Origin of the sequence: Moorena sp. SIO4G3 (assembly GCF_010692305.1) — a bacterium.
In the GTDB taxonomy this organism is placed as follows: Bacteria; Cyanobacteriota; Cyanobacteriia; order Cyanobacteriales; family Coleofasciculaceae; genus Moorena; species Moorena producens_A.
Genome location: NZ_JAAHIG010000047.1, coordinates 1 through 22,177, shown reverse-complemented (window position 1 = coordinate 22,177; position 22,177 = coordinate 1). Strand labels below are relative to the sequence as shown.

Annotated in this window: 22 protein-coding genes and 1 pseudogene; 13 read left to right on the top strand and 10 right to left on the bottom strand. The window is 42.8% G+C overall.

What is annotated here, in order from left to right; genetic code table 11:
• Positions 1–571: 571 nt before the first annotated feature.
• The 3 genes from F6J99_RS11810 (at position 572) to F6J99_RS11800 (ending at position 3,678) form a co-directional block, all read left to right on the top strand.
• Complete coding sequence (locus F6J99_RS11810; RefSeq protein WP_293113084.1) at positions 572–1,822, top strand: ABC transporter substrate-binding protein; 1,251 nt, start codon at positions 572–574, stop codon at positions 1,820–1,822.
• A gap of 87 nt (positions 1,823–1,909) precedes the next feature.
• A complete protein-coding gene (locus F6J99_RS11805; protein WP_293113083.1) occupies positions 1,910–2,791 on the top strand; it encodes a sugar ABC transporter permease in 882 nt (293 codons plus the stop codon).
• An 8-nt stretch (positions 2,792–2,799) separates the two neighbouring features.
• Positions 2,800–3,678, top strand: a complete 879-nt coding sequence (locus F6J99_RS11800) for a carbohydrate ABC transporter permease (RefSeq protein WP_365973142.1) — start codon at positions 2,800–2,802, stop codon at positions 3,676–3,678.
• Here the strand turns inward: F6J99_RS11800 and F6J99_RS11795 are convergent.
• Complete coding sequence (locus F6J99_RS11795) at positions 3,652–3,780, bottom strand: hypothetical protein (protein WP_293113081.1); 129 nt, start codon at positions 3,778–3,780, stop codon at positions 3,652–3,654. The genes F6J99_RS11800 and F6J99_RS11795 overlap by 27 nt on opposite strands.
• 102 nt (positions 3,781–3,882) lie before the next feature.
• Complete coding sequence (locus F6J99_RS11790; protein WP_293113080.1) at positions 3,883–4,053, bottom strand: hypothetical protein; 171 nt, start codon at positions 4,051–4,053, stop codon at positions 3,883–3,885.
• Between the two features lie 112 nt (positions 4,054–4,165).
• Here F6J99_RS11790 and F6J99_RS11785 point away from each other — a divergent pair, with 112 nt between their 5' ends.
• From F6J99_RS11785 to F6J99_RS11770, 4 genes are all read left to right on the top strand, one after another.
• Positions 4,166–4,579, top strand: coding sequence for a four helix bundle protein (locus tag F6J99_RS11785; protein ID WP_293113079.1), 414 nt, complete (start codon positions 4,166–4,168; stop codon positions 4,577–4,579).
• A 142-nt stretch (positions 4,580–4,721) separates the two neighbouring features.
• Positions 4,722–4,874, top strand: a complete 153-nt coding sequence (locus F6J99_RS11780; protein ID WP_293113078.1) for a hypothetical protein — start codon at positions 4,722–4,724, stop codon at positions 4,872–4,874.
• 189 nt (positions 4,875–5,063) lie between these two features.
• A complete protein-coding gene (locus tag F6J99_RS11775; protein WP_293113077.1) occupies positions 5,064–6,170 on the top strand; it encodes an ABC transporter ATP-binding protein in 1,107 nt (368 codons plus the stop codon).
• A gap of 85 nt (positions 6,171–6,255) precedes the next feature.
• Positions 6,256–6,504, top strand: coding sequence for a hypothetical protein (locus F6J99_RS11770; protein ID WP_293113076.1), 249 nt, complete (start codon positions 6,256–6,258; stop codon positions 6,502–6,504).
• 198 nt (positions 6,505–6,702) lie between these two features.
• On the opposite strand, the gene F6J99_RS11765 is transcribed toward F6J99_RS11770, so the two are convergent.
• Positions 6,703–7,809 (bottom strand): hypothetical protein, encoded by a 1,107-nt coding sequence (locus tag F6J99_RS11765; RefSeq protein WP_293113075.1) that lies wholly within the window; start codon positions 7,807–7,809, stop codon positions 6,703–6,705.
• A 525-nt stretch (positions 7,810–8,334) separates the two neighbouring features.
• Between F6J99_RS11765 and F6J99_RS11760 the strand changes: the two are divergent.
• A pseudogene (locus F6J99_RS11760) lies at positions 8,335–8,526 on the top strand (Uma2 family endonuclease); the annotation flags it as partial.
• Here the strand turns inward: F6J99_RS11760 and F6J99_RS11755 are convergent.
• From F6J99_RS11755 to F6J99_RS11745, 3 genes are all read right to left on the bottom strand, one after another.
• The gene (locus F6J99_RS11755; protein ID WP_229424424.1) at positions 8,436–8,726 is read right to left on the bottom strand and encodes a hypothetical protein; all 291 of its coding nucleotides are present in this window, start codon (positions 8,724–8,726) and stop codon (positions 8,436–8,438) included. The pseudogene F6J99_RS11760 and the gene F6J99_RS11755 overlap by 91 nt on opposite strands.
• Positions 8,727–8,756: 30 nt before the next feature.
• Positions 8,757–8,999: a hypothetical protein gene (locus F6J99_RS11750; protein ID WP_293113074.1), complete on the bottom strand. Its 243-nt coding sequence runs from the start codon at positions 8,997–8,999 to the stop codon at positions 8,757–8,759.
• 597 nt (positions 9,000–9,596) lie between these two features.
• A complete protein-coding gene (locus F6J99_RS11745) occupies positions 9,597–10,433 on the bottom strand; it encodes a hypothetical protein (RefSeq protein WP_293113073.1) in 837 nt (278 codons plus the stop codon).
• Positions 10,434–10,853: 420 nt separating this feature from the next.
• Between F6J99_RS11745 and F6J99_RS11740 the strand changes: the two genes are divergently transcribed.
• Positions 10,854–11,108 (top strand): hypothetical protein, encoded by a 255-nt coding sequence (locus F6J99_RS11740; RefSeq protein WP_293113072.1) that lies wholly within the window; start codon positions 10,854–10,856, stop codon positions 11,106–11,108.
• Positions 11,109–11,834: 726 nt separating this feature from the next.
• Positions 11,835–11,984: a hypothetical protein gene (locus F6J99_RS11735; protein ID WP_293113071.1), complete on the top strand. Its 150-nt coding sequence runs from the start codon at positions 11,835–11,837 to the stop codon at positions 11,982–11,984.
• A 7-nt stretch (positions 11,985–11,991) separates the two neighbouring features.
• Here the strand turns inward: F6J99_RS11735 and F6J99_RS11730 are convergent, their stop codons facing one another.
• From F6J99_RS11730 to trpB, 3 genes are all read right to left on the bottom strand, one after another.
• The gene (locus F6J99_RS11730; protein WP_293113093.1) at positions 11,992–15,369 is read right to left on the bottom strand and encodes an ATP-binding protein; all 3,378 of its coding nucleotides are present in this window, start codon (positions 15,367–15,369) and stop codon (positions 11,992–11,994) included.
• Positions 15,370–15,657: 288 nt separating this feature from the next.
• Positions 15,658–16,308 (bottom strand): ribonuclease H-like domain-containing protein, encoded by a 651-nt coding sequence (locus F6J99_RS11725; RefSeq protein WP_070393481.1) that lies wholly within the window; start codon positions 16,306–16,308, stop codon positions 15,658–15,660.
• Positions 16,309–16,854: 546 nt separating this feature from the next.
• Positions 16,855–18,093: a tryptophan synthase subunit beta gene (gene trpB, locus F6J99_RS11720; RefSeq protein ID WP_365973140.1), complete on the bottom strand. Its 1,239-nt coding sequence runs from the start codon at positions 18,091–18,093 to the stop codon at positions 16,855–16,857.
• A gap of 195 nt (positions 18,094–18,288) precedes the next feature.
• Between trpB and F6J99_RS11715 the strand changes: the two genes are divergently transcribed.
• On the top strand, positions 18,289–18,606 hold the full coding sequence (locus F6J99_RS11715; RefSeq protein WP_070393480.1) for a DUF4342 domain-containing protein: 318 nt from the start codon (positions 18,289–18,291) through the stop codon (positions 18,604–18,606).
• Positions 18,607–19,013: 407 nt separating this feature from the next.
• Here F6J99_RS11715 and F6J99_RS11710 read toward each other — a convergent pair whose 3' ends face one another.
• Positions 19,014–19,283: a LuxR C-terminal-related transcriptional regulator gene (locus F6J99_RS11710; RefSeq protein ID WP_293113069.1), complete on the bottom strand. Its 270-nt coding sequence runs from the start codon at positions 19,281–19,283 to the stop codon at positions 19,014–19,016.
• A 254-nt stretch (positions 19,284–19,537) separates the two neighbouring features.
• Between F6J99_RS11710 and F6J99_RS11705 the strand changes: the two genes are divergently transcribed.
• The gene (locus F6J99_RS11705; RefSeq protein WP_293113068.1) at positions 19,538–21,238 is read left to right on the top strand and encodes a serine hydrolase; all 1,701 of its coding nucleotides are present in this window, start codon (positions 19,538–19,540) and stop codon (positions 21,236–21,238) included.
• Positions 21,239–21,628: 390 nt separating this feature from the next.
• A partial coding sequence (locus F6J99_RS11700; protein ID WP_293113067.1) for an SAM-dependent methyltransferase occupies positions 21,629–22,177 on the top strand: 549 nt, incomplete at its 3' end.

Here is a 22,177-nt window from a genome sequence, read left to right as displayed (position 1 = left end):
GCTGATAGCCAAATTAAAAATGCCAACTTAAAAACGCTGATCATGTCAGCTTTTCGTTGGTTTTGAACGGTAGCTTTATTGCCAGCGTTTTGTCCTAGTTTGAACCTCAGGGGTTTGCGATCGCATTTGCGTTATGTGAGCGATTGGGTATACCTCATGTTTGATTTAAGTCGAATCCTAAGGTAACTCCATAACTTTCCTTAACTTTTAGTTATCGACTGCTCTTGGTGAGATCGGTAGATTATTTGTGTACGGAGCAAAAAGCAGGAAAATACCTGCTACGGGAGCTGTAATTTTACCTAGCCATTGAGTTCACGACCAGTACTATAACTTGTTTAAGGTAAGCATTTAATCATGAACCAATCTACATTCGATAAATCTTTCCTGACACCAATCGTGTTATCAACAATTATCTTTGCTCTTCTGAGCTTGCCCATAGTTTTGCTCGGAGCAAAGCCGATCTGTATGAATCTCCTACAGAGTCGGATAGTTGATGGTAAACTGATAAATTCTGCGACGCGCTGATTAAGGTTTCACGAAACTGCTAAGACCTGTCATAATCCTGATTCTTTTGGGAATCCTGATTCCCAGTGTGCTCCTGTCCCAGTTTTGGGCATTACCAGCACTGACCCAGCACCCTGTTAAACTCACCCTATTGATGGGAGCGGGGGAATTTTCTGATTGGCAGGAACTACTGGTTAAGAATTTTGAGCTAGAGAATCCAGATATTCAAATCGAACTGATCGAAGGACCATTAAACTCTGACTTAACAGAAGACCTCTATACCTCTGCTTTCATCTTAGGAGACTCACCCTATGACCTGATTAACATGGACGTGATTTGGGCTCCTAAATTTGCTGCTGCAGGGTGGTTACTAGACCTATCAGACCGGGTTAGTAAGGAGTATTTAAAGGAATTTCTGGATAAAGCAGTTGATTCAGGACGCTACCAGAGGAAACTATACCGCATACCATTCCGTTCCGATGGTGGTATCCTCTACTATCGTCAGGATTTGCTAGAGCAAGCTGGATTCCAAGCCCCAAAAACCTTTGAGCAGTTGGTCAACATTTCCCAACAATTGCAGGCAAATCATGACTCCAAATGGGGCTATCTTTGGCAAGGTCGTCAATATGAAGGCTTGTCAGCCATGTTTGTGGAGATACTTGCAGGCTTTGGTGGCTTCTGGGTTGACCCGGAAACCTTGGACGTGGGTTTGGATCAACCGGAAGCGATTAAAGCTGTAGAGTTTCTGCGCAGCACCATCAAACAAGGGATTTCACCCCCTGGTGTCACTACCTATCAGGAAGAAGAAACACGACTGTTGTTTCAAAATGGGGATGCGGTATTTCTGAGGAATTGGCCCTATGTTTGGTCATTAGCAAATCAAGAGGCTTCAAAGGTGAAAGGCAAGATTGGCATTAGCCCTATGGTTCATAGTCCTGGTGGCAAAGCTGGTGCTTGCTTAGGAGGTTGGGGTTTGGGAATTGCTAAATCTTCCAAACATCCTGAGGAAGCCTGGAGGGCTATTGAGTATTTCACCAGTGAGAAAGCCCAGCGTCGGTATACTCTGGAAACTGGCTATCTGCCAACCCGACGGAAGCTGTTTGCAGACCCAGACATTGTTGCAAAATATCCCCACTATCCAAAATTGCTAGAGGTGTTAGAGGGGGCTGTCTTGCGTCCACCAGTTGCCCAATATTCCCAGGTATCTGATATTTTACAACGGTACCTCAACGCTGTGCTAACTAATCCCAAACTTAGTCCTGAAAAAATGATGAAAGCAGCAGCTGATGAAACCCGTAGGCTGTTGTCGGTAGAATGAAGAATTAAGAATTAAGAATTAAGAATTAAGAATTAAGAAGGAAGAATTAAGAAGGAAGAATTAAGAATTAAGAATTTAAAATTTAGAATGAAAACTGATCCGATAGCAGCACAGGAGCAAAGGACAGGGTGGTTGTTGGTAACACCAGCGTTGTTACTACTCCTGCTAGTCTATGGCTATCCTATTTTGCGTTCGTTCTGGTTAAGTTTGTTCACTAAGAACCTAGGGACACAGCTACAACCGGTCTTTTCTGGTCTGAATAATTATGGGCGAATGATGGGGGATGGTCGCTTCTGGCACAGTCTCTGGAATACTGTGATTTTCACTTCAGTATCTGTTGCTCTGGAACTGGTGTTAGGAATTGCGATCGCATTAATTTTAAATCAAACCTTTAAAGGACGGGGTATTGTGCGCACCATCGCCATCCTGCCTTGGGCCTTGCCAACTGCTTTGATTGGTCTAGTCTGGGCTTGGATGTTTAATGACCAGTTTGGAGTTTGGAATGATATCTTACTGCGTCTAGGTATTATTCAAGACGGAATCAACTGGCTAGGATACCCGACAACAGCAATGATGGCAGTCATTGCCGCAGACGTTTGGAAAACGACACCCTTCATCAGCATTTTGCTCCTAGCTGGCTTGCAGTCTATTCCCCAAGACCTATACGAAGCCTATGCCCTAGACGGTGCTACACCCTGGCAAAGTTTCAAGCACATTACTCTACCGCTATTGACGCCCCAAATCCTAATTTCCCTACTGTTCCGCTTTGCCCAAGCTTTCGGAGTCTTCGACCTGATCAAAGTCATGACTGGAGGTGGTCCGGGAGGAGCTACAGAAGTTGTATCTCTCTACATCTATACCACTGTCATGGATTATCTAGACTTCGGTTATGGTGCTGCCCTTGTGGTAGTAACCTTTTTGATACTGGTAACCACGGTGGTAATTATAGCGCTAGGTTTACGGGACTAATGACTACTATTCCTAACTCATCATCCCCTCAACCAAAAACAAAACAAATTAACCAAATTAACATTATTAAACCAATCATCCTGCCTTTAGGAATCATCTTACTGGTCATTTTCTGCCTAGCACCACTCCTCTGGCAATTCCTCACCTCCCTCAAAGTTAACCAAGATATCTCTTCCCTTCCTAATATTTATTTCCCCACAAGGTATACACTTGACCACTATATAAATTTATTTACCCTGCGTCCCCTAGTTCACTATATTTTCAACAGCGCCTTTGTATCAATTACTTCTACACTATTGTGTTTAGGGATAGGAACTCCCGCTGCTTACGCCTTAGCACGGTTAACCCTAAGAGGAGAAAAAATCATCCTTGCTGGGATTATTATTATTACCTTATTTCCCTTTATTTTGATTGTCCTAGGACTCCTGGAAATTATCCAAATTCTTAAACTAGGAAATAATTATATAAGCCTGATTGTTTCCTATACAGCTATCAATCTTCCTCTCACCGTATTAGTGATGCGCAGCTTTTTTCAACAGCTACCGCGAGAGCTAGAAGATGCTGCTAAAGTCGATGGCTATAGCACCTGGCAAATGCTAATCAAAATTCTGTTACCCCTAACGGTTCCAGCTTTAGTAACCACAGGAATACTTACCTTTATTTTTGCTTGGAATGAATTTATTTTAGCCCTAACTTTCATTAGCCAAGAATCTATGAAAACTTTGCCGGTTGCTGCGGCTCAGTTAAGTGGTTCTCTGGGAAAAGAAATTCCCTACGGTTCCATTGCGGCTATGACAGTTATAGGAACATTTCCCCTAGTGGTATTAGTAATGTTTTTCCAAGGTAAAATTGTCCAAGGTTTAACATCGGGAGCAGTTAAGGGTTGACTCGTTGGGGGTTGAAGGTTTGGAGGGTTGAAGGTTGTTCGCGTAGCGTGGCCAATAGGCCAAGGTTTGGAGGGTTGAAGGTTGTTCGCGTAGCGTGGCCAATAGGCCAAGGTTGGAGGTTAGAGGTGTAAAGTTTAATGTGTAAAGTTTAATGTGTAAAGTTTAATGTGTAAAGTTTAATGTGTAAAGTTTAAGGTTTAAGGTTTAAGGTTTAAGGTTTAAGGTTGGAGGGGTGGATGGGTGGAGGGTTGGAGGGTTCGAGGGTTGGAGGTTGTTCGCCCTTAGGGTTCTTTGTAGGGTAGGTTTTAATACCAAGTTGGGGTCAAACCTACAACTTTCTCTTCCGCCAATCTCCCCATCTCCCCATCTCCCCATCTCCCTATCTCCCTATCTCCCTATCTCCCTATCCAACCAATCTACTCTCTTTGAATGCAACTCGGTATAAGATTGAATTTTTTAAGATTGAATCTTTTCAGTTTGGAAGAGTATGGGAACGATAAAACGATTTGAAGAAATTCAGGGATGGCAGACAGCACGGGAGTTAACAAGGTTGCTTTACGCACTGTCAAAGGAGGGAGAGTTTTCCCGTGATTTGGGTTTGTGTAACCAGATGCGTCGTGCAGCGGTTTCGATTATGTCAAATATTGCTGAGGGTTTTGAGAGTCGGACACAACGTCTTTTTATTGAGTTCTTAGGTCGAGCTAGAGGCTCTGCGGGTGAACTACGTTCTCAAGCCTATGTTGCTCTTGATGCTGGTTACATTCATCAATCTCAGTTTACACAACTATTTGATCTATGCCAGAAGTGCAGCCGACAAATTACAGGCTTCATGGCATATCTGAAAACCTACCCTGATCAAAACCGACTCCGCGAGGACGAAGGAGATTATCGTATTGATTGACAGTTTTGAAACTTGACTCCCCTAAGATCGTTTCTATTTGCATCTGAATTGTAAACATTGATGGGTAGATGGAAGGAGAGTAGAATTTTCCCGCGAATTTTGCCTAATTGCAAAAGCCATCTAGCGCGGTCTTGGGGAGGTAATGCCGTATTGGGGAAGTAATGCGATCGCGCTTTTCCCCACATACTTCCAAAACCATCAGCCACTGCATCAAGACAGTGAGTTCCACGCTCAACCTTCAACCTCTCAACCTTCAACCTTCAACCAGCTAACCTTCAACCTCTCAACCAGCTAACCTTCAACCAGCTAACCTTCAACCAGCTAACCTTCAACCTTCAACCTCCCAACCTTCAACCTTCAACCAGCTAACCTTCAACCTTCAACCTCCCAACCTTCAACCAGCTAACCTTCAACCTTCAACCAGCTAAGCTTCAACCTCCCAACCTTCAACCTTCAACCTCCCAACCTTCAACCTCCAAATAGTATGCCAAAACTAGAACTACATAATATTAATAAAATCTACAAGACTAACAAGGGTAATGTAATCCCAGTTAAAGAGATTAGCTTAGAAGTCGATGAAGGAGAATTTCTGACCTTACTTGGGCCATCCGGATGTGGTAAATCTACTATGCTGCGACTAATTGCTGGGTTAGAGCAACCCACCCATGGCAAAGTAGTTATCAATGGACGGGATGTTACTGATGTCAGACCAGGCGATCGCAATATCGCTATGGTTTTCCAAAGCTATGCTCTCTATCCTCATATGACCGTATATGACAATATGGCTGCTAGTCTAAAACTCCATAAGGTTCCTTCTGAGCAAATTCGGAGCCTGGTGCAGGAGGTAGCGAATAAACTGGGACTGGAAAATTTGATGGACCGCAAGCCTAGTCAGCTATCTGGTGGTCAGCGCCAGCGGGTGGCTCTGGGCAGGGCATTGGTGCGGCAACCGGCTGTATTTTTGTTGGACGAACCTCTGAGTAACTTGGATGCTTTGCTGCGAGAGCAAGTTAGGGCGGATTTGAAGCAGCTATTTCTTTCTCAAAAGGCACCCGTGGTTTATGTGACTCATGACCAAACGGAAGCGATGACCCTCTCAACTAAGATTGCGGTGTTATCTGATGGTAAGCTGCAACAGCTAGATACACCCCAGGGCATTTACAACCACCCAGCAAATCAGTTTGTAGCTAGTTTTGTCGGTTCTCCCCAAATGAACTTACTGACACTTAACTGTCAGGGGAATTATGCCCTCTTGGGTGAGGTCAAAATTTCTTTGCCAAATTTGCCTCAAGTGCCGCCACAGATTGTTCTAGGTATCCGTCCAGAAGATGTAGCCCTAGCTCAACCAGAGGATAAATATAGGATTGAGGGTAGAATTTACCTGCTGGAAAATCTAGGCATGCATAATTTAATTAGTATTCGGGTGAAAGGGTCAGACTCTCTAAGCATCCGGGCGTTATTACCGAATAATTTAACGTGGGAAACCGAAGAGGTTACTGTGGCCATACGAACCCAGTCGATTCACTGGTTTGATAGTGAAACATGCGATCGCGTAGCGTCTCCTAGGGAGAATCTCGTAGCGTCTCTTTAGACCATCGAATTTTCGCCGACTAATTTGATCAACACTATAGTTAGAATAACTCTTTATGTTTATCGTCCTGGTGTTGAGGAAGTAAATGTTGTTTGCCAACCCTAGATTTCTTCCCAGTTCTATTGGGATTAATCTTAGGTGGGCAGTATCTACTAGGGTGCATCTGATCTTTGTAAAAAAGAAGGGAAGTGCCGGAAGTGTCGGAAGCGTGGGGATTTTAGGGAGAGTGGGTAGTGTAGGCAGTGTCGGAATTTTATTAGAACAGGACTTACGCACAGACTCCATGGGTAGGGTGGGCAAGGTTTTGCCAACCCTACAAGTAGCGTTAAATTGAGGGATTTGCGTAAGTCCTATAGAATTTTTGTCTAATTGCATGCATTGAGATGCACCCGTCTACTAACTTGATTGGCTTGCTGATTTGATCTGTCTGGTGCACTGCCCAGCAAACGTGAACTATTGTGATTAATCCTAGGTGGACAGTGTCTAGTAACTTAGCATTGGAACTACGTTAGTGTTTAAACATTGTTTAAGCTTAAATGCTTAACCAAGTAGTAGCAAAGAAGTTATCTGTATTATTCCAAAGTTCAACTAGATCAGACTTAGAATCACCATTGACATCAGTAACTAAGTAATCAGTATCGACTCGAAAGTCCCCTACTTGTGTATTACTGCCGAGGCTAAATCCACCCTGACCATCACTAATCCAAGTCGCAGCAAAGAAATTATTATTATTATTCCAGAGCTCGACTAGATCAGAGTTACCATCACCATTTACATCGGTGACTAAGTAATCAGTATCGACTCGAAAGTCCCCTACTTGTGTATTACTGCCGAGGCTAAATCCACCCTGACCATCACTAATCCAAGTCGCAGCAAAGAAATTATTATTATTATTCCAGAGCTCGACTAGATCAGAGTTACCATCACCATTTACATCGGTGACTAAGTAATCAGTATCGACTCGAAAGTCCCCTACTTGTGTATTACTGCCGAGGGTCAATCCACCTTGACCATCACTAATCCAAGTCGCAGCAAAGAACTTATCTGTATTATTCCAAAGCTCGACTAGATCAGAGTTACCATCTCCATTTACATCGGTAACTAAGTAATCAGTATCGACTCGAAAGTCCCCTACTTGTGTATTACCGCCAAGGGTCAATCCACCTTGACCATCACTAATCCAAGTCGCAGCAAAGAACTTATCTGTATTATTCCAAAGCTCGACTAGATCAGAGTTACCATCTCCATTTACATCGGTAACTAAGTAATCAGTATCGACTCGAAAGTCCCCGACTTCTGTATTACCGCCAAGGGTCAATCCACCTTGACCATCACTAATCCAAGTCGCAGCAAAGAACTTATCTGTATTATTCCAAAGCTCGACTAGATCAGAGTTACCATCGCCATTTACATCGGTGACTAAGTACTTAGTATCGACTCGAAAGTCCCCGACTTCTGTATTACCCCCAAGGCTAAATCCACCTTGACCATCACTAATCCAAGTCGCAGCAAAGAACTTATCTGTATTATTCCAAAGCTCGACTAGATCAGAGTTACCATCGCCATTTACATCGGTGACTAAGTACTTAGTATCGACTCGAAAGTCTCCGACTTGAGTTGTTGAACCTAGAGAAAACATTTAACTTGCACTCCTTTCATCTGATTGACACGCTAAATATAGTACGGAAATCGTACTTTGATACTCCCCGCTCTCAAAAAAGGGTGATTTTTGGCTCACGGATTTGACTTGCCACAACAGGTCACCAAGCACAGTAGAGGTCAAATTTCCGCCAGTGTATAGATATCTAATCCTAGTTCCGGTGTGGCACACCCTGTTTTGATGACCAACACATTTATAGACTATCTAATTGAATCTAGGCTTCATAGTACCCTTAAGGGTACCTTTTTCTTAAGAAAGATTAAGTGAAGTTAATTTACGGCGGTTTGCATAACTAAGAAGTACAGTAACAATCAGGAGCAAACCAGTTACGAAAATCTTAAGGTGCGCTTCACCCATTAAGAATTAAATTCGCCACGGGTCGCACCTAGGGAATAGGGAATAGGGAATAGGGAATAGGGAATAGGGAATAGCGATGCGCTGGATCAAGACAGGTAATCAAAGTCAAAGAAGACTGTACCTCATCACTGCGAGAAACGCTATAAAAGTGATAAGTTATAGCATCTCCAGGACAAAATGGAGGAGTATAGATTCAATGGGGTAAGGTTAGGCTGGCTGATCGACAGCAACCATAGACGGGTTTATGTTTATCGCCCTGGTGTTGAGGTTGAGGAATTAGACAACCCTGCTACTGTTAGTGGTGAGTCGGTTTTAGCTGGTTTTGTGCTGTTCGCGTAGCGTGGCCAAAGGCCAAGGTTGTTTGCTAATCCTAGATTTGTTGCCGGTTCTATTGGGATTAATCCTTGGTGAGCAGTGTCTAGTAACTTGATTGGCTTGCTGATCTGATTTGTCTCAACCACTGCCCACCCTACGTGAATTACTAGGTGGGCAGTGTCTAGTAATTTGATTGGCTTGCTGATTTGATTTGTCTCAACCACTGCCCACCCTACGTTAATTATTGTGATGAATCAATGGTGGGCAGTGTTTAGTAACTTGATTGACTTGCTGATTTGATCTGTCTCAACCACTGCCCACCCTACGTTAATTACGTGAACTTGTGCTACTTCTTCGCTCTTTTTTCCTTTCTTGAGTAGCCAGATTATCTGCCACTGAGACCTTTCTATGCCGTCTGTTGAGATGCGATAGTACTGCTCAATTTCTTCTTCTGTCAGATGGTCAGCTATGGTGAGACGTTTTCCCATAATTCCCATTGCACCTTGGTTTTACTTGCATCTATTCTACATCCGGATTTCATATAATTTGATCAACACTATAGTGATAATAACTCTTTATGTTTATCGTCTTGGTGTTGAGGAAGTCAAGGTTGTTTGCTAATCTTAGATTTGTTCTATTGGGATTTATCCTTTGGTGGGCAGTGTCTAATAACTTGACTAGCTTGCTGATTTTATCTGTCTGGTTCACTGCCAACTCTAACTGAACTACTATTGTGATTAATCTTAGGTGGCCAGTGTCTAGTAAGAGCTGTGAGTCCAGCAGTTACTTTGGAAAAAGTAAAGATAGCTCTCATTTGCCTCAAGGAAATTTTATTAATATCAGTCGCAACCCCATTTGTCTTTAATTGGGCTATGATTGGAACCTTGACACCACTCTTGGGGAGGAAATCGAAAAGTCTCTGGAGATTGGCCAGACGGTTTACTTCCTGTATTAAATGAAGTCATGAGATTATGCACAACAACAAGTAAAAAAATAGGGGCTAATAAGCCTAGGCCAGTTAATACCCAAGGTAGTCGGTTTATTGTCTTATTGGGGGGATTTAGCTTTGTCCGTTCCCGGTCGGACGACTTCAGCTAATGCTCATGAATAGAAATCTCGCCAACATAAACTGTTCTGTTGCTGTCATCTTTTAGGCGTACAGGAGTTTTGAGGCATTCCTTGATAAATTTCTTGACACCAAGATAGACCTGACTGTTTTTAGACTCTGGTTTACATAGGTCAATGTGATTCTTTGGTATGGCAACCGGTTTCACTTTTTCAATGCCTGGGTTGGCACTAACTGGGTCTACCACCAAAATCCCTTTGACAGGCTGAGTTTCATAGTAGACCTTTGTGGCAATTCCTAGACTCCGAACATGTTCTCGATACCACTCATTTAATTCCAGTAACTGAGGGGAATGAGCTTTTAGTTCCTTTACATTTATTGTAGTTCGTGTCAGAAGGTTAATATTATCAATTAAATTAGCGAGATGAGACCCAGTGTGGGGAGTAGCCAGAAATACAATCCCTTTAGTCTGCTCAAGAATAGCTTGCTTTTGAAACGTCAACGCACTGTTAAGCATTTTTTTGACTAAAAGTCCGCCCATACTGTGAGTAATAAAGATTAATGGACGTTGGCCGAGCTCGCGGATATCTAACCAATCTAATAAATTACTAGCTTGAGCGAAAAGGGACATACTGCTGTGGCTTTTCCACTTTGTCGCTTCAGCGCTATACCTAAAAGACCAGATATTAACGCATAAATTATCGTTTCCTAACCATCCTAGCCAACAGTCATCATCATCCCGTTTTCCCTGGGGATGCCACGTGCTTCTAGCATCCCCTCCCAGCCCGTGAACAAACACCACATCTGCACTGGGCAATGAGTCCTCGTGACCTGAGATTTTGATCAAGCTCGTTGAATCACTCACCGATTAGCCTCCAGTTAATTATATAGCATTAACCAGTAGATGCTTGAAACCCAATCTCGATTTAGTCTAACAAAAAAATCCAGGGAGCAGGGAGTAGGGAATAGGGAACAGGGAACAGGGAACAAAAATTATCATAATTTATTACTTTCCTGATTTAATATTCCCAGCGCTATCGATAAAATTAATCCCAAAAAAATGCGATTATCTGAAATATATCTATGCGATTGACCTATGGTCACGCTACGCGAGCGCTTCCCAAAATTCCATCTTTTTACTACTCCCTAAAAAAACGCGATCGCCTTCCTTAATCCGTACAATTTATTTCAATTATCCCTCTCAAAAAAAATTCTAAAATTCCTTGACAAAATCAATAATAATCGTTATAATTATAGCTGTAAAACTGAAAACGTTTTTTTTACTATGTCTGACAACTTTCGCCCTAATCCAGAAAACAATCCTGAGGATATCACTCCTAGTAATACTCCTCAAGAACCTTTCAAAAAAAAATACCCCATTAAGCACATTTTGAAGGGCTCCCGCCGGGCAATAACCAACACCATCCATACCCTTTATGCGCGGGGTTACGCCCAAGTTGATGAGTGGAGCCCCCTTCAGCCGACTGACATTCCTGGCGAATTCATCACGGTAATGACAAAATACTTAATGCTGGGTTAAGGGCTTAAATTTCAGGGGGCTTTGCCCCCTGGCAAAAGCATCAGATCTGTTCGTGTAGCATGTGTGGCACAGGCTTCTAGCCTGTGAGGTAGCGCATTAGCTGACGGTGTGATCGGATTATGTTTGATTAGGTTTACAAAGTTAAGACATAAGTAACAATTGCTAGCCGTGGAAGGTATTTCTGCGGCTACTTTTTTTGGGTTAGATTAATCCTTGGTGGGCAGTGCCGAGCCAGCCGATGGTAAGCACATCACTCTGTCTGCTGCACTGCCCACCCTACATCTATTGTGGTTAATCCTTGGTGGGCAGTGCCGAGCCAGACGATGGTAAGCATATCAATCTGTCTGATCCACTGCCCACCCTACATCTATTGTGGTTAATCCTTGGTGGGCAGTGCCGAGCCAGACGATGGTAAGCACATCACTCTGTCTGATCCACTGCCCACCCTACATCTATTGTGGTTAATCCTTGGTGGGCAGTGCCGAGCCAGCCGATGGTAAGCACATCACTCTGTCTGATCCACTGCCCACCCTACATCTATTGTGGTTAATCCTTGGTGGGCAGTGCCGAGCCAGACGATGGTAAGCACATCACTCTGTCTGATCCACTGCCCACCCTACATCTATTGTGGTTAATCCTTGGTGGGCAGTGCCGAGCCAGCCGATGGTAAGCACATCACTCTGTCTGCTGCACTGCCCACCCTACATCTATTGTGGTTAATCCTTGGTGGGCAGTGCCGAGCCAGCCGATGGTAAGCACATCAATCTGTCTGATGCACTGCCCACCCTACATCTACTGCCCACCCTACATCTCCCTGTTCCCTGTTCCCTGTTCCCTACTCCCTACTCCCTACTCCCTATTCCCTGTTCCCTCTAATACCAATTCAAGTAATCACAATATCCAATTCCGAGACCCCAAAGCGCTGGGCTTTAACACACCGTTCAATATAAAGTTCAACCACCCGGTCTTGGTGATTACTCTCTAAAAGTTCCTCAAAAATCCGTTGCGCCTGAGCAAACTTTTTTTCTACATAATAGGCAACTGCTTCCTCAAAGCGAGGAGTCGTGCCGGACTTGAAAGCAATCAAATCCTCAGGATTAGCATCATACACTTCAAAGATTTCCACTGGTTGACTTTTACCCTTAACCTTAACTCGCCCTAGACACCGATAATGATAACTGTCTCGATTATCCAAATCAGTCAAGGTTGGTTTACTAATTAAAATTTCTGCTCCATAAATCTTGCTTAAACTTTCCAAACGGGATGCCAAATTTACAGTATCAGCAATTACAGTTGTATCCATCCGTTGAGATTCCCCCACTGTGCCTAAAATTAAACTCCCCTTGTGCAAACCAATACCAATCGCAATCGCTTCATAACCACTATTATGCCGATGGAAGTTATAAAGATAAACTTGCTTTTGCATCTCAATGGCTGCCTTTAGGGCATGATCAGCTTTGTCGGGAAACAAAGCCATCACCGCATCACCAATATATTTATCAATGAAGCCGTTATAATTACGAATCACTGGGCTGACTCGACTTAAATAGCCATTGATAAAATTAAAATTTTCTTCCGGTGACATCCTCTCTGATAAAGTAGTAAAGGAGCGAATATCCGAAAAAAGTACCGTCATCTCTTTTTGGACATTGTCCCCTAATTGGACATCAAGAATACTTTCCCTTTCTAAAAATTGCAGAAACTCCCGAGGCACAAAGCGTCCATAAGCTACATTAATTTTCGCTAACTGAAGATGGGTCTTAATTCGTGCTAGCAATTCATTCTTGGATATGGGCTTAGTTAAATAATCATTCGCTCCAGCTGCAAATCCAGCTACTAAATCTGAAATCTGATTTTTAGCGGTTAACAAGACTACGGGTAGTTCATTCGGTAGATATTTCTCACGGATTTTTTTACAGAACTCATAGCCGGTCATTTTCGGCATCATAATATCCAGTAAAATCAAGTCTGGTTTGTATCCTTGGGTAATTTTTGTGAATGCATCTTCGCCATTAACTGCTTTAGTAATCTTATAGTTTTGCAGATAAAGATGGTTGACCAAAACCTGAAGATTTACTGGTTCATCATCTACAATCAAGATTTTCAAGGCTTTCATAGTTGGTGATGATAAGTTCTGATTAGACATCAGGTGATCAGACATCAGATGATTAGACATCAGGTGATTAGACATCAGGTGATCAGATATCAAATGTTCAGAGTCACTTGCCATCGCCAAATAATTCTGAACCTTGGAAACTTCCTCTCGCTGTTTCCTCTCTACTTTACCCTTTGATATCGGTAGGGTGAAACTAAACCGTGAGCCAAGGTTTGGGGTAGACTCCACATCAATATCTCCGCCGTGGAGCTGCACCAGTTTTTTAGTAACGGCTAAACCTAACCCCACTCCTCCATATTTCCTATTAATGGAGCCATCTCCTTGTTCAAAAGCTTCAAAAATTCGGTCTAATTTATCAGGTGGTATACCAATCCCTGTATCATAAACGGTAATTTTAATATAAGACGTTACCACCTCTGCTGACACTTTAATCATACCACGTTCAGTAAATTTAATGGCATTACCCACTAAATTATAGAGAATCTGTTGGAGTCGGTTTTCATCAGCATCCACAGGGGGAATAGATGAGGAAACTTGATTAATCAGTTGTAAGTTTTTATTAGCAAGAAGGGGACGAGATAGCAATAAAACAACTTCTGTTATTTCTCGCATCCCCACTGGCTTTATTTTAAGGTTAATTTGTTTATGCTTGAGGGCAGAAAAATCTAGTAAATCGTTAACAAGCTGAGTTAACCGTTTGCCACTAGATACAATCAGAGAAAGATTCGATGCTGTTGAATGGGATAACTCACCTGTTGCTCCATCAATCAAGGATTCAGCAATGCCAATAATCCCATTCAGAGGCGTTTTAAGTTCATGAGATGTGTTGGCTAAGAATTCATTTTTGAGCTGATCCATTTCCTGAAGAGCAGCGTTCTTAGTTTCTAGCTTCTGGTTATATTCCTGTAGCAGTCGCCTGGTTTCAGCAAATCGTAGTTCTAAAATTAATCCTAAGGATAAGATAAACAGCAACATTCCCCAAGGATAGAATCGCTGATACCAATTTTCCAGTTCAAAGCGATAAACTAAAATATCATGCATTCCTCCTAAAACCAGGATAGATAATCCTGAAATAAATAGTTTCGCATAATAGTTTTTCTGAGTGATAGCTATAGGAATAGCATGGAGCAATAAAATTATTGTACTAGCCAGGAGCAGGTAGTGATCAATATATATGTCATACAACCAGGAACTGTTGTAGATAACAATTAATCCTAAAGAAATTACGGAATAAATTAGGTGAATTTGCCATAACCGCTGGATAATGGAAAAATAGCCTGAGCCAAATATTTGTTCAAAACCAATAAGGGTGAGAATAGGAAGAAAACAAAAAGCCGTATATCGAGTATGCTCCCAATTCATTGAATCCTTAAATAATAAGGGAACAATGGTTGATTGGCTAATGTTGTAAACCCCACCAGCTATGGCTAATAATCCAAAGGCTAGAATTAATCGTTTATCTTGAGACCGGAATAAACAGGTTAAACTAAACCAGAGGCCAATTAAAATAAAAATACATCCTAACACGGTGCTTATTTCGTCTTTGAACAAACACCGAATTACGTTAAATTTAGAACCAATAACTATCCGGTCGAAAAATCCGATGTAAATAGACTGTTCAGTCCCGACGTAAACATTAATGAACAATGATTTGCCGGAAAAATTTGAATCAAGAGGAACAATTGGCCATTGATACCCGTCACCATTAGCTGGAGGCAATGAGTTGGGGGATAATCGGGTATAAATCAGTTGCTGATCTAAATAAGCTTCTAGTATATTCGGAACTGCTCCGAGATAAAGAGTGGGATATTGCCATTTACCCTCTGGTAACCTAACCCCTAACCAAACATTGTTTTGCTGTTGATCTTGCTGTGACTTCCATAGTCTTTCTGGAAATGTAAATGGTTGCCAGCAAGGGTCGCTCTTGGCAATCTCGACCTTAGTACAAAGCTTGGCATTCCGGAGGTTATTGATAGAAACATCACCCCAGAGATAGTGCCATCCTTTGGTAATCTCCAATGGCGGCAAGGTTTTAGATGCCTGAGATTGTGCTTGACTAGGTGCGATGGTTAATAGGCTAATCAGTACTGATATCAAAAAAGCGCCCAAACACAAGAGGATTTGGGCACGTTTCCAACTAAACATACGTTTCACTGGTATCTCCTGGAGGGGCTATGGGTCACACCCCCCTCTACTAGTTTAAGTTGGATTTTAGAGCTTGGAAACTGTTTGTTAAACTTTGCTTAAATCAGCCGCTTAGGGTGGATTAGGCGGTGAGTACTTTAGCGGTGCGACCCCGGTCGGGTTTCCCGACAAGCATGAACGCGCACCAAGAGAAAAGCTGAGCTTTTCACAGAGCTGTCCACCGTAACCCACCAATATTGAGCTACTTAAGCGGTGATTAGATTTACTTTGTAAACAGTCTCTGATTATTCAATGTTCAAATACATCTCGATAGTGCAACAAATCGAGAGATACCATAGTTGGTAACGCCTCAAAGCACTGTTGAGCTAGTTCCCAACGGTCTTCCCGTTCCAGCATATTGATCAGTTTTTGCCGCACATTTAACAAGTAGCGTACATCATTAGCAGCGTATTCCAACTGCTGATCGGAGAGGTTAGCAACATTACCCCAGTCAGAACTCTGAGCACTTTTATCCAAATCTATCCGTTCTAGCTCTTTGACCAATTCTTTGAGACCATGGCTACTAGTATAGGTGCGGGCTAATTTACTAGCAATCTTGGTGCAGAAGACAGGATTGACTTCAATACCGAGATTTTGCCTAAGCATAGCGACATCAAACCGAGCAAAGTGAAAGACTTTGAGCACATTAGTCGCTTCTAACAACTGTTTTAATCGGGGTGCTTCTGTTTGTCCTTTGTCAATACGGACAAAGGTGACTCGTCCTCGTGGATCACACAGCTGTACAAGACATAAGCGATCGCGTTGGTAAATCAGTCCCATGGTTTCCGTATCCACGGCGAGGGAATCTGCGGTTAGATACTGTTGACATATAGATTCGGGTAAATCGCGATCGCAAACTTGAAAATCCTTCAATTCTTCGATTACAGTTGTGTTGGTCATTGTTTCAAAGGTTATGGGTTGTTGTTTCTAGAAGCTTGTTGGATGGGATAGTGTTTGATGCGATAGTTTTGATGGGATAATTTTTGATGGGATAGTATTGTTAGGGATAACTCCCAGAATTTGGTTTATTCGATGCTCCTATGGGGTACCGTTTCTGTTCCCATGATCAGAAAGTCTACGGCATAGTTATTCGTGAAGATGAGAGTAACCACTGAGACTAACCACTACCGGTAGTGTTAGTTAGTAGTGTTAGTTAGTAGTGTTAGTTAGTAGTGTTAGTTATCGCTTTAAAGTGATGTTATAGCACCATAACTAGCAACTAAATCACAGTGGTTACTATAGTTAACGACCCTTGATAAAAACTTGGGTTAATTCCACAGTAAAGATCAGCATTCCCAAACTAATCTTGACCAATGGTGTTGGCATGAGCAGGCTGGCTAAAAGCTGGGCTCTAATGTCTGGGAATTTATAATTTCTGGGAATTACTGTATCGTAGTTTACAATTTACCCTTGACATTCCACATGTCCTAATTATTTTTTATTTTTTTAATCTTTCGAGGTCTGATCTGAGATAAATTTAGCAACAGTTTGCACATCCTTATCACCCCGACCCGAACAGTTAATCACGAGCTGGGGATTACCACTGAGTTGGGGACACAGAGTTTCGAGATATGCGATCGCATGAGATGTTTCCAGTGCCGGTATAATTCCCTCCAGCTCAGACAACCGTTGAAACGCAGCCACCGCTTCTTGGTCTGTAACACTATAATACTCTGCCCGACTGCTATCCTTCAAATAGCTATGCTCAGGACCGACACCAGGATAGTCCAAGCCAGCACTAATCGAGTGAGCTTCGAGCACCTGACCATCCTGGTCTTGCAGCAAATAACTCATTGCCCCGTGCAACACTCCTGGTCGTCCCTTAGTTAGGGTAGCCGCATGTTTAGCAGAATCCACACCAGCGCCTGCTGCTTCCACGCCAATCAACCGCACAGAGGGTTCATTAACAAACTCATGGAACAGGCCCATGGCATTGGAGCCACCCCCAACACAAGCTAACAATATATCCGGCAAACCTCCCCACTTTTCTAAGCATTGAGCGCGAGTTTCTTGCCCAATCACAGCATGGAAATCCCGTACCATCCTTGGGTAAGGATGAGGACCTGCCACTGACCCGAGGATATAGTGAGTAGTTTCGACATTTGTCACCCAGTCTCGAATCGCTTCCGAGGTGGCATCCTTGAGAGTACCCGTCCCTGCCGATACTGGTTGCACCGTTGCTCCCAGTAGCCGCATCCGAAACACATTCAGGGATTGCCGTTCCATGTCCTCAACGCCCATATAAATGACGCATTCTAGACCAAATCGAGCACATACTGTTGCGGTAGCCACACCATGCTGACCCGCTCCCGTTTCAGCAATGATGCGCCGCTTACCCATGCGCTGGGCTAGCAATACCTGAGCGAGAGCGTTATTAATTTTGTGAGCACCGGTGTGATTTAAATCTTCCCGTTTTAAATAAATCCGTGGTCCACTACCATCAGATTTGGTATAGTAGTTACTCAGACGTTCAGCAAAATAGAGAGGACTAGGACGTCCTACATAGTCTCGCAGCAGTTGTTGTAGTTCCTGTTGGAAATCCGGGTCATTACGGTATTGTTCAAAAGACTGCTCTAGTTCACTTAGAGCAGGCATCAGGGTTTCTGGAACATACTTGCCACCAAATTTCCCAAAACGTCCCAAAGCGTCCGGTTGTTGGGTCTGGTGATCCAATTGGTCACCGATACTAAGGGGTAGGGGTGTTTTAGTCACAGCGGTGTTACACAATTTCTAGAACGAACATCTCGACTATTTATTATAAAACCCAAAATCCCTTACCACCAGTCCTTAAGCATTTTGTATCAACATTAACAATTATTTTTGAGTTAATGTAGAAAAGTAATCACCATAATGACCAAGTCGGTGCCTAAGTAGATTACCATGAATGAACCAACTGATCAACAAATTAACAATCACTCCAATTCTGTAGAGCCAGATGTTCAGCCAAAGGTCAGTGTCGAAGAATTCAGTATTAGTGGTAATGACCTGATTGACAAAGTTAAAGACCTAATTGATCAGGGTAATATTCGCCGAATTATCATCAAAAATGACCAGGAGCGGATTTTGTTGGAGATTCCGCTAACTTTTGGAGTATTAGGAGGAGTGACTGCTATTTTCTTGGCTCCTTGGTTACTCGCCCTCGGAGCGATCGGGGCATTGGCGGCTCGATTGAAAGTAGTGGTAGAACGAAAGGAATAGTGGTCTAGATATCGACGATATCTACCCTAACGCCTAAACAGCTATGGGAGATCCTAGAGAAAGATTGCGCGCGATCGCTAAAAATATCTTAAGATATACTTAAGATATACCTTGAGCGGTCAACTTTGAGTGATCAACTTTTAGATATCAGTTTTTAGTGATCAGCAGTCAGCCAAAAGCCTAGAAGTCACTCTGGACAAGTAAACTAATTATGCCAGTGTGACTTATATAATCATGGGTTTCTTGCTCAGTCGCTGGGCGGTTGCGAGTGGCACCGATGTAATGAACTGGTGACTTGACCAAAGCAACCTGAGCAAAACTGGCTAATCCTAGCTTCAAGCCGACTCTGAAAACTATCAGTTAAGTTAATGATTCAATAGTCTCCGGGACTGGATAAGTGATTGGTATCACTTGGTTTGACCAGGGGCTGGTAAAGGACAGCAATTGACATCATTCAAGCAAACTTTGCCCCACAATAAGGCCCAACGAACCAAACCAACCCGGTTATCAGTGCAGGTTTTGGTCAGAATGTTACTGATATGATTATCAACAGTGCGCTTACTGATTGCCAGCTCCTGAGCAATCTCGAGATTGGTTAAACCAGCCGCTACATGTTCGATGATTTGCACTTCCCGCTGAGAGAGAGTTGCGGTAGTCTGGGATTTACCACTAGCCATAAGTAATTTTTCTCTAGTAGATATACCTATCTTATCTAATTTTACCGCCAACGGTGAACCGCTTCACGATATCTGCTATGAGTGAATGAATAGATTATCAGTAAACCGGACAAAGAGGAATTGGGGAAAGGCGAGTGGGAGGAGTGTGGGAAGTGTGGGAAGTGTGGGAAGTGTGGGAAGTGTGGGAAGTGTGGGGAGTCAGATGAGCAACTGGCGTCGAAACTTCTGAAATAAACATCAATGGAGAGCCACTAATGGAAGGTCTTAGTGATTTTATCAACGAGAGAATGGAAGAGTGGAAAGTCCCAGGGCTGGCTGTCGCTATTGTTCACGATAGCGATATCATCTTTTGTGAAGGCTTTGGTTTTAGGGATGTAGAAAAAGGCATAAAAGTAACCTCTAAAACCCTCTTTGCCATTGGGTCTTGCACTAAAGGGTTTACCACAATGGCTATGGGCATCTTGGCTGAGCGAGGAAAATTAGATTGGGATAAACCAGTTAGACATTATCTGCCCACCTTTAAACTATACGATGCCTATGCTAGTGAACACATGACTCTCCGTGACCTAGTCACTCATCGTTCTGGCTTACCCCGTCACGATGCTATCTGGTATAATACTCCTTTCACTCGTAAAGAAATAGTTGAGCGCTTACAATATCTAGAACCTAATCATGAATTTCGAAGTGTCTTTCAGTATCAAAATTTGATGTACATGACGGCTGGCTACTTAGTTGGTGAAATTGCCGAGAGCAGCTGGGAAGAATTTGTTCAGCAGGAAATTTTTAATCCCTTGTCGATGGGAGACAGCAATTTTTCCGTTGTAAAATCCCAGGATACTGAGAATTTTTCCCTTCCTTATCGAGAGAAAGATGACGTAGTTAAAGCCATCCCATTTCGCAATATCGACACCATTGGTCCTGCTGGCTCTATTAATTCTAATGTTACTGATATGGCGAAGTGGCTTCTACTCCATCAAAACCAGGGAAACTATGAAGATAAGCAGATTATCAACCCTGGTATTTTGACTCAGATGTATACGCCACAAATCGTGATGCCGTCATCCCTTAAATATCCGGAAATCTGGCATTCCTCTTATGGATTAGGATGGATGCTCACTGCCTACCGAGGTCATAATCACGTTGAGCATGGGGGTGGTATTGACGGATTTTCTGCCCTAACAACGTTGATGCCTCAAGATAAAATTGGTGTGGTAGTTCTCACCAATCTCGAAAGAACCCCATTGCCAAGTATTATCACTTATCACATTTGCGATCGCTTACTCGGTCTCGACGAAGTTCCTTGGAATGAAAGGATTAAGAGTAAGGTTGAGGAAGCTAAACAAGCAGCTGAACAAGGCAAACAAAACACCGAAGCACAGCGTAAAACTGGCACTCAACCTTCACATCCCCTAGAAGATTACACAGGAGATTTTGAGCATCCCGGATACGGAATAGTTTCCATTGCGCTCAAAGACCAGCAGTTAACGGCAACTCATAATTCAATTGTTTACGAACTAAAGCACTACCACTATGATAGTTTTGAATTACTATCAGAAATGCTTGAGGGTAATTTTGAACTATTATCTTTCTTTAATGACCCCAAAGGAAATATTCAGAGACTGTCCATACCCCTAGAACCGAAGGTGAAGGATATTGTATTTGAACGGATGCCTGACCAAAGCATTTTAACCACTAGTTTTATGGAAAAATTTGTGGGTGAATATGACTTTTCTGGTCAATCTCTGACTATCTTGCTCAAAGATAATAAACTAGTTGCGTTATTAGCTGGTCAGCCAGAGATAGAGTTAGTGCCTTACCAAGGCACCGAATTTAATCTTAAAGATTTATCAGGATTTAGTATTAACTTCACTACCGATAATGGTGGGGTTGTGACTCAAGCAGTGATTACTCAACCCAATGGGGTATTCACGGCTAATAAAAAAGTGTCTACCTAAGCTATAGCAAAGGGAGTAGGGAGTAGGGAGTAGGGAGTAGGGAGAATAAAATTGACGTAAGCTATCAGCGTGTCGCGTATCAGCGTGTCGCGTATCAGCTATCAGCCTATGCGCACGCTACTTGAGGTGCTATCAGCTTTTGAATAAAACAGGTCAGCATTCGTTTAATCTCTGTTACGTCTGCTGACGGCTGACGGCTGAATGCTGAATGCTTACAAATTGACTGTACCTCATAAGTACCAGAAATGGTATATATGTATAAGAAACCTCTTGCAAAAGTAGTTTTCTGATCGTGTTTCCGTCAATTATTGTTCACTGTTCCCTGTTTCCTGTTCCCTGTTCCCTGTTCCCTGTTCCCAACAACTGCCGCGAAGTCTAATCAGTAATTTGTTGAATTCAAACCTTCCATCTACTCAACCCCTATCCAAGGTAATTGCTAATCACATTGCTACAGCACCTAAGCAGCGAATTACCTTTGCCCAGTACATGGATTTAGCACTATACCATCCACAGCTAGGTTACTACGCCAGTGGTGCAGTTAACATTGGTTCATCAGGAGACTTTTTTACCTCACCCCACCTAGGAAAAGACTTCGGGGAGTTACTTGCTGAACAGTTTGCCCAAATGTGGGATATCCTCGGACAACCTAATCCCTTTACCTTGATGGAAATGGGAGCAGGACAGGGACTCCTAGCCGCAGATGTTCTAGTTTACTTGCACCAGCACTACCCAGATTGCTATGGTGCGGTAAATTACATCATTGTGGAAAAGGCAACAGCAATGATTGCTCAACAGAAGCAGCTGTTGTTGAAACTAAACCTACCTAAACTCGACAATCACCAGCACTCGTTACCTGTGCTGTGGTGTTCTTGGGAAGAAATAGAAGACAATTCTGTGACTGGTTGCTGTTTCTCTAACGAATTGGTTGATGCCTTACCC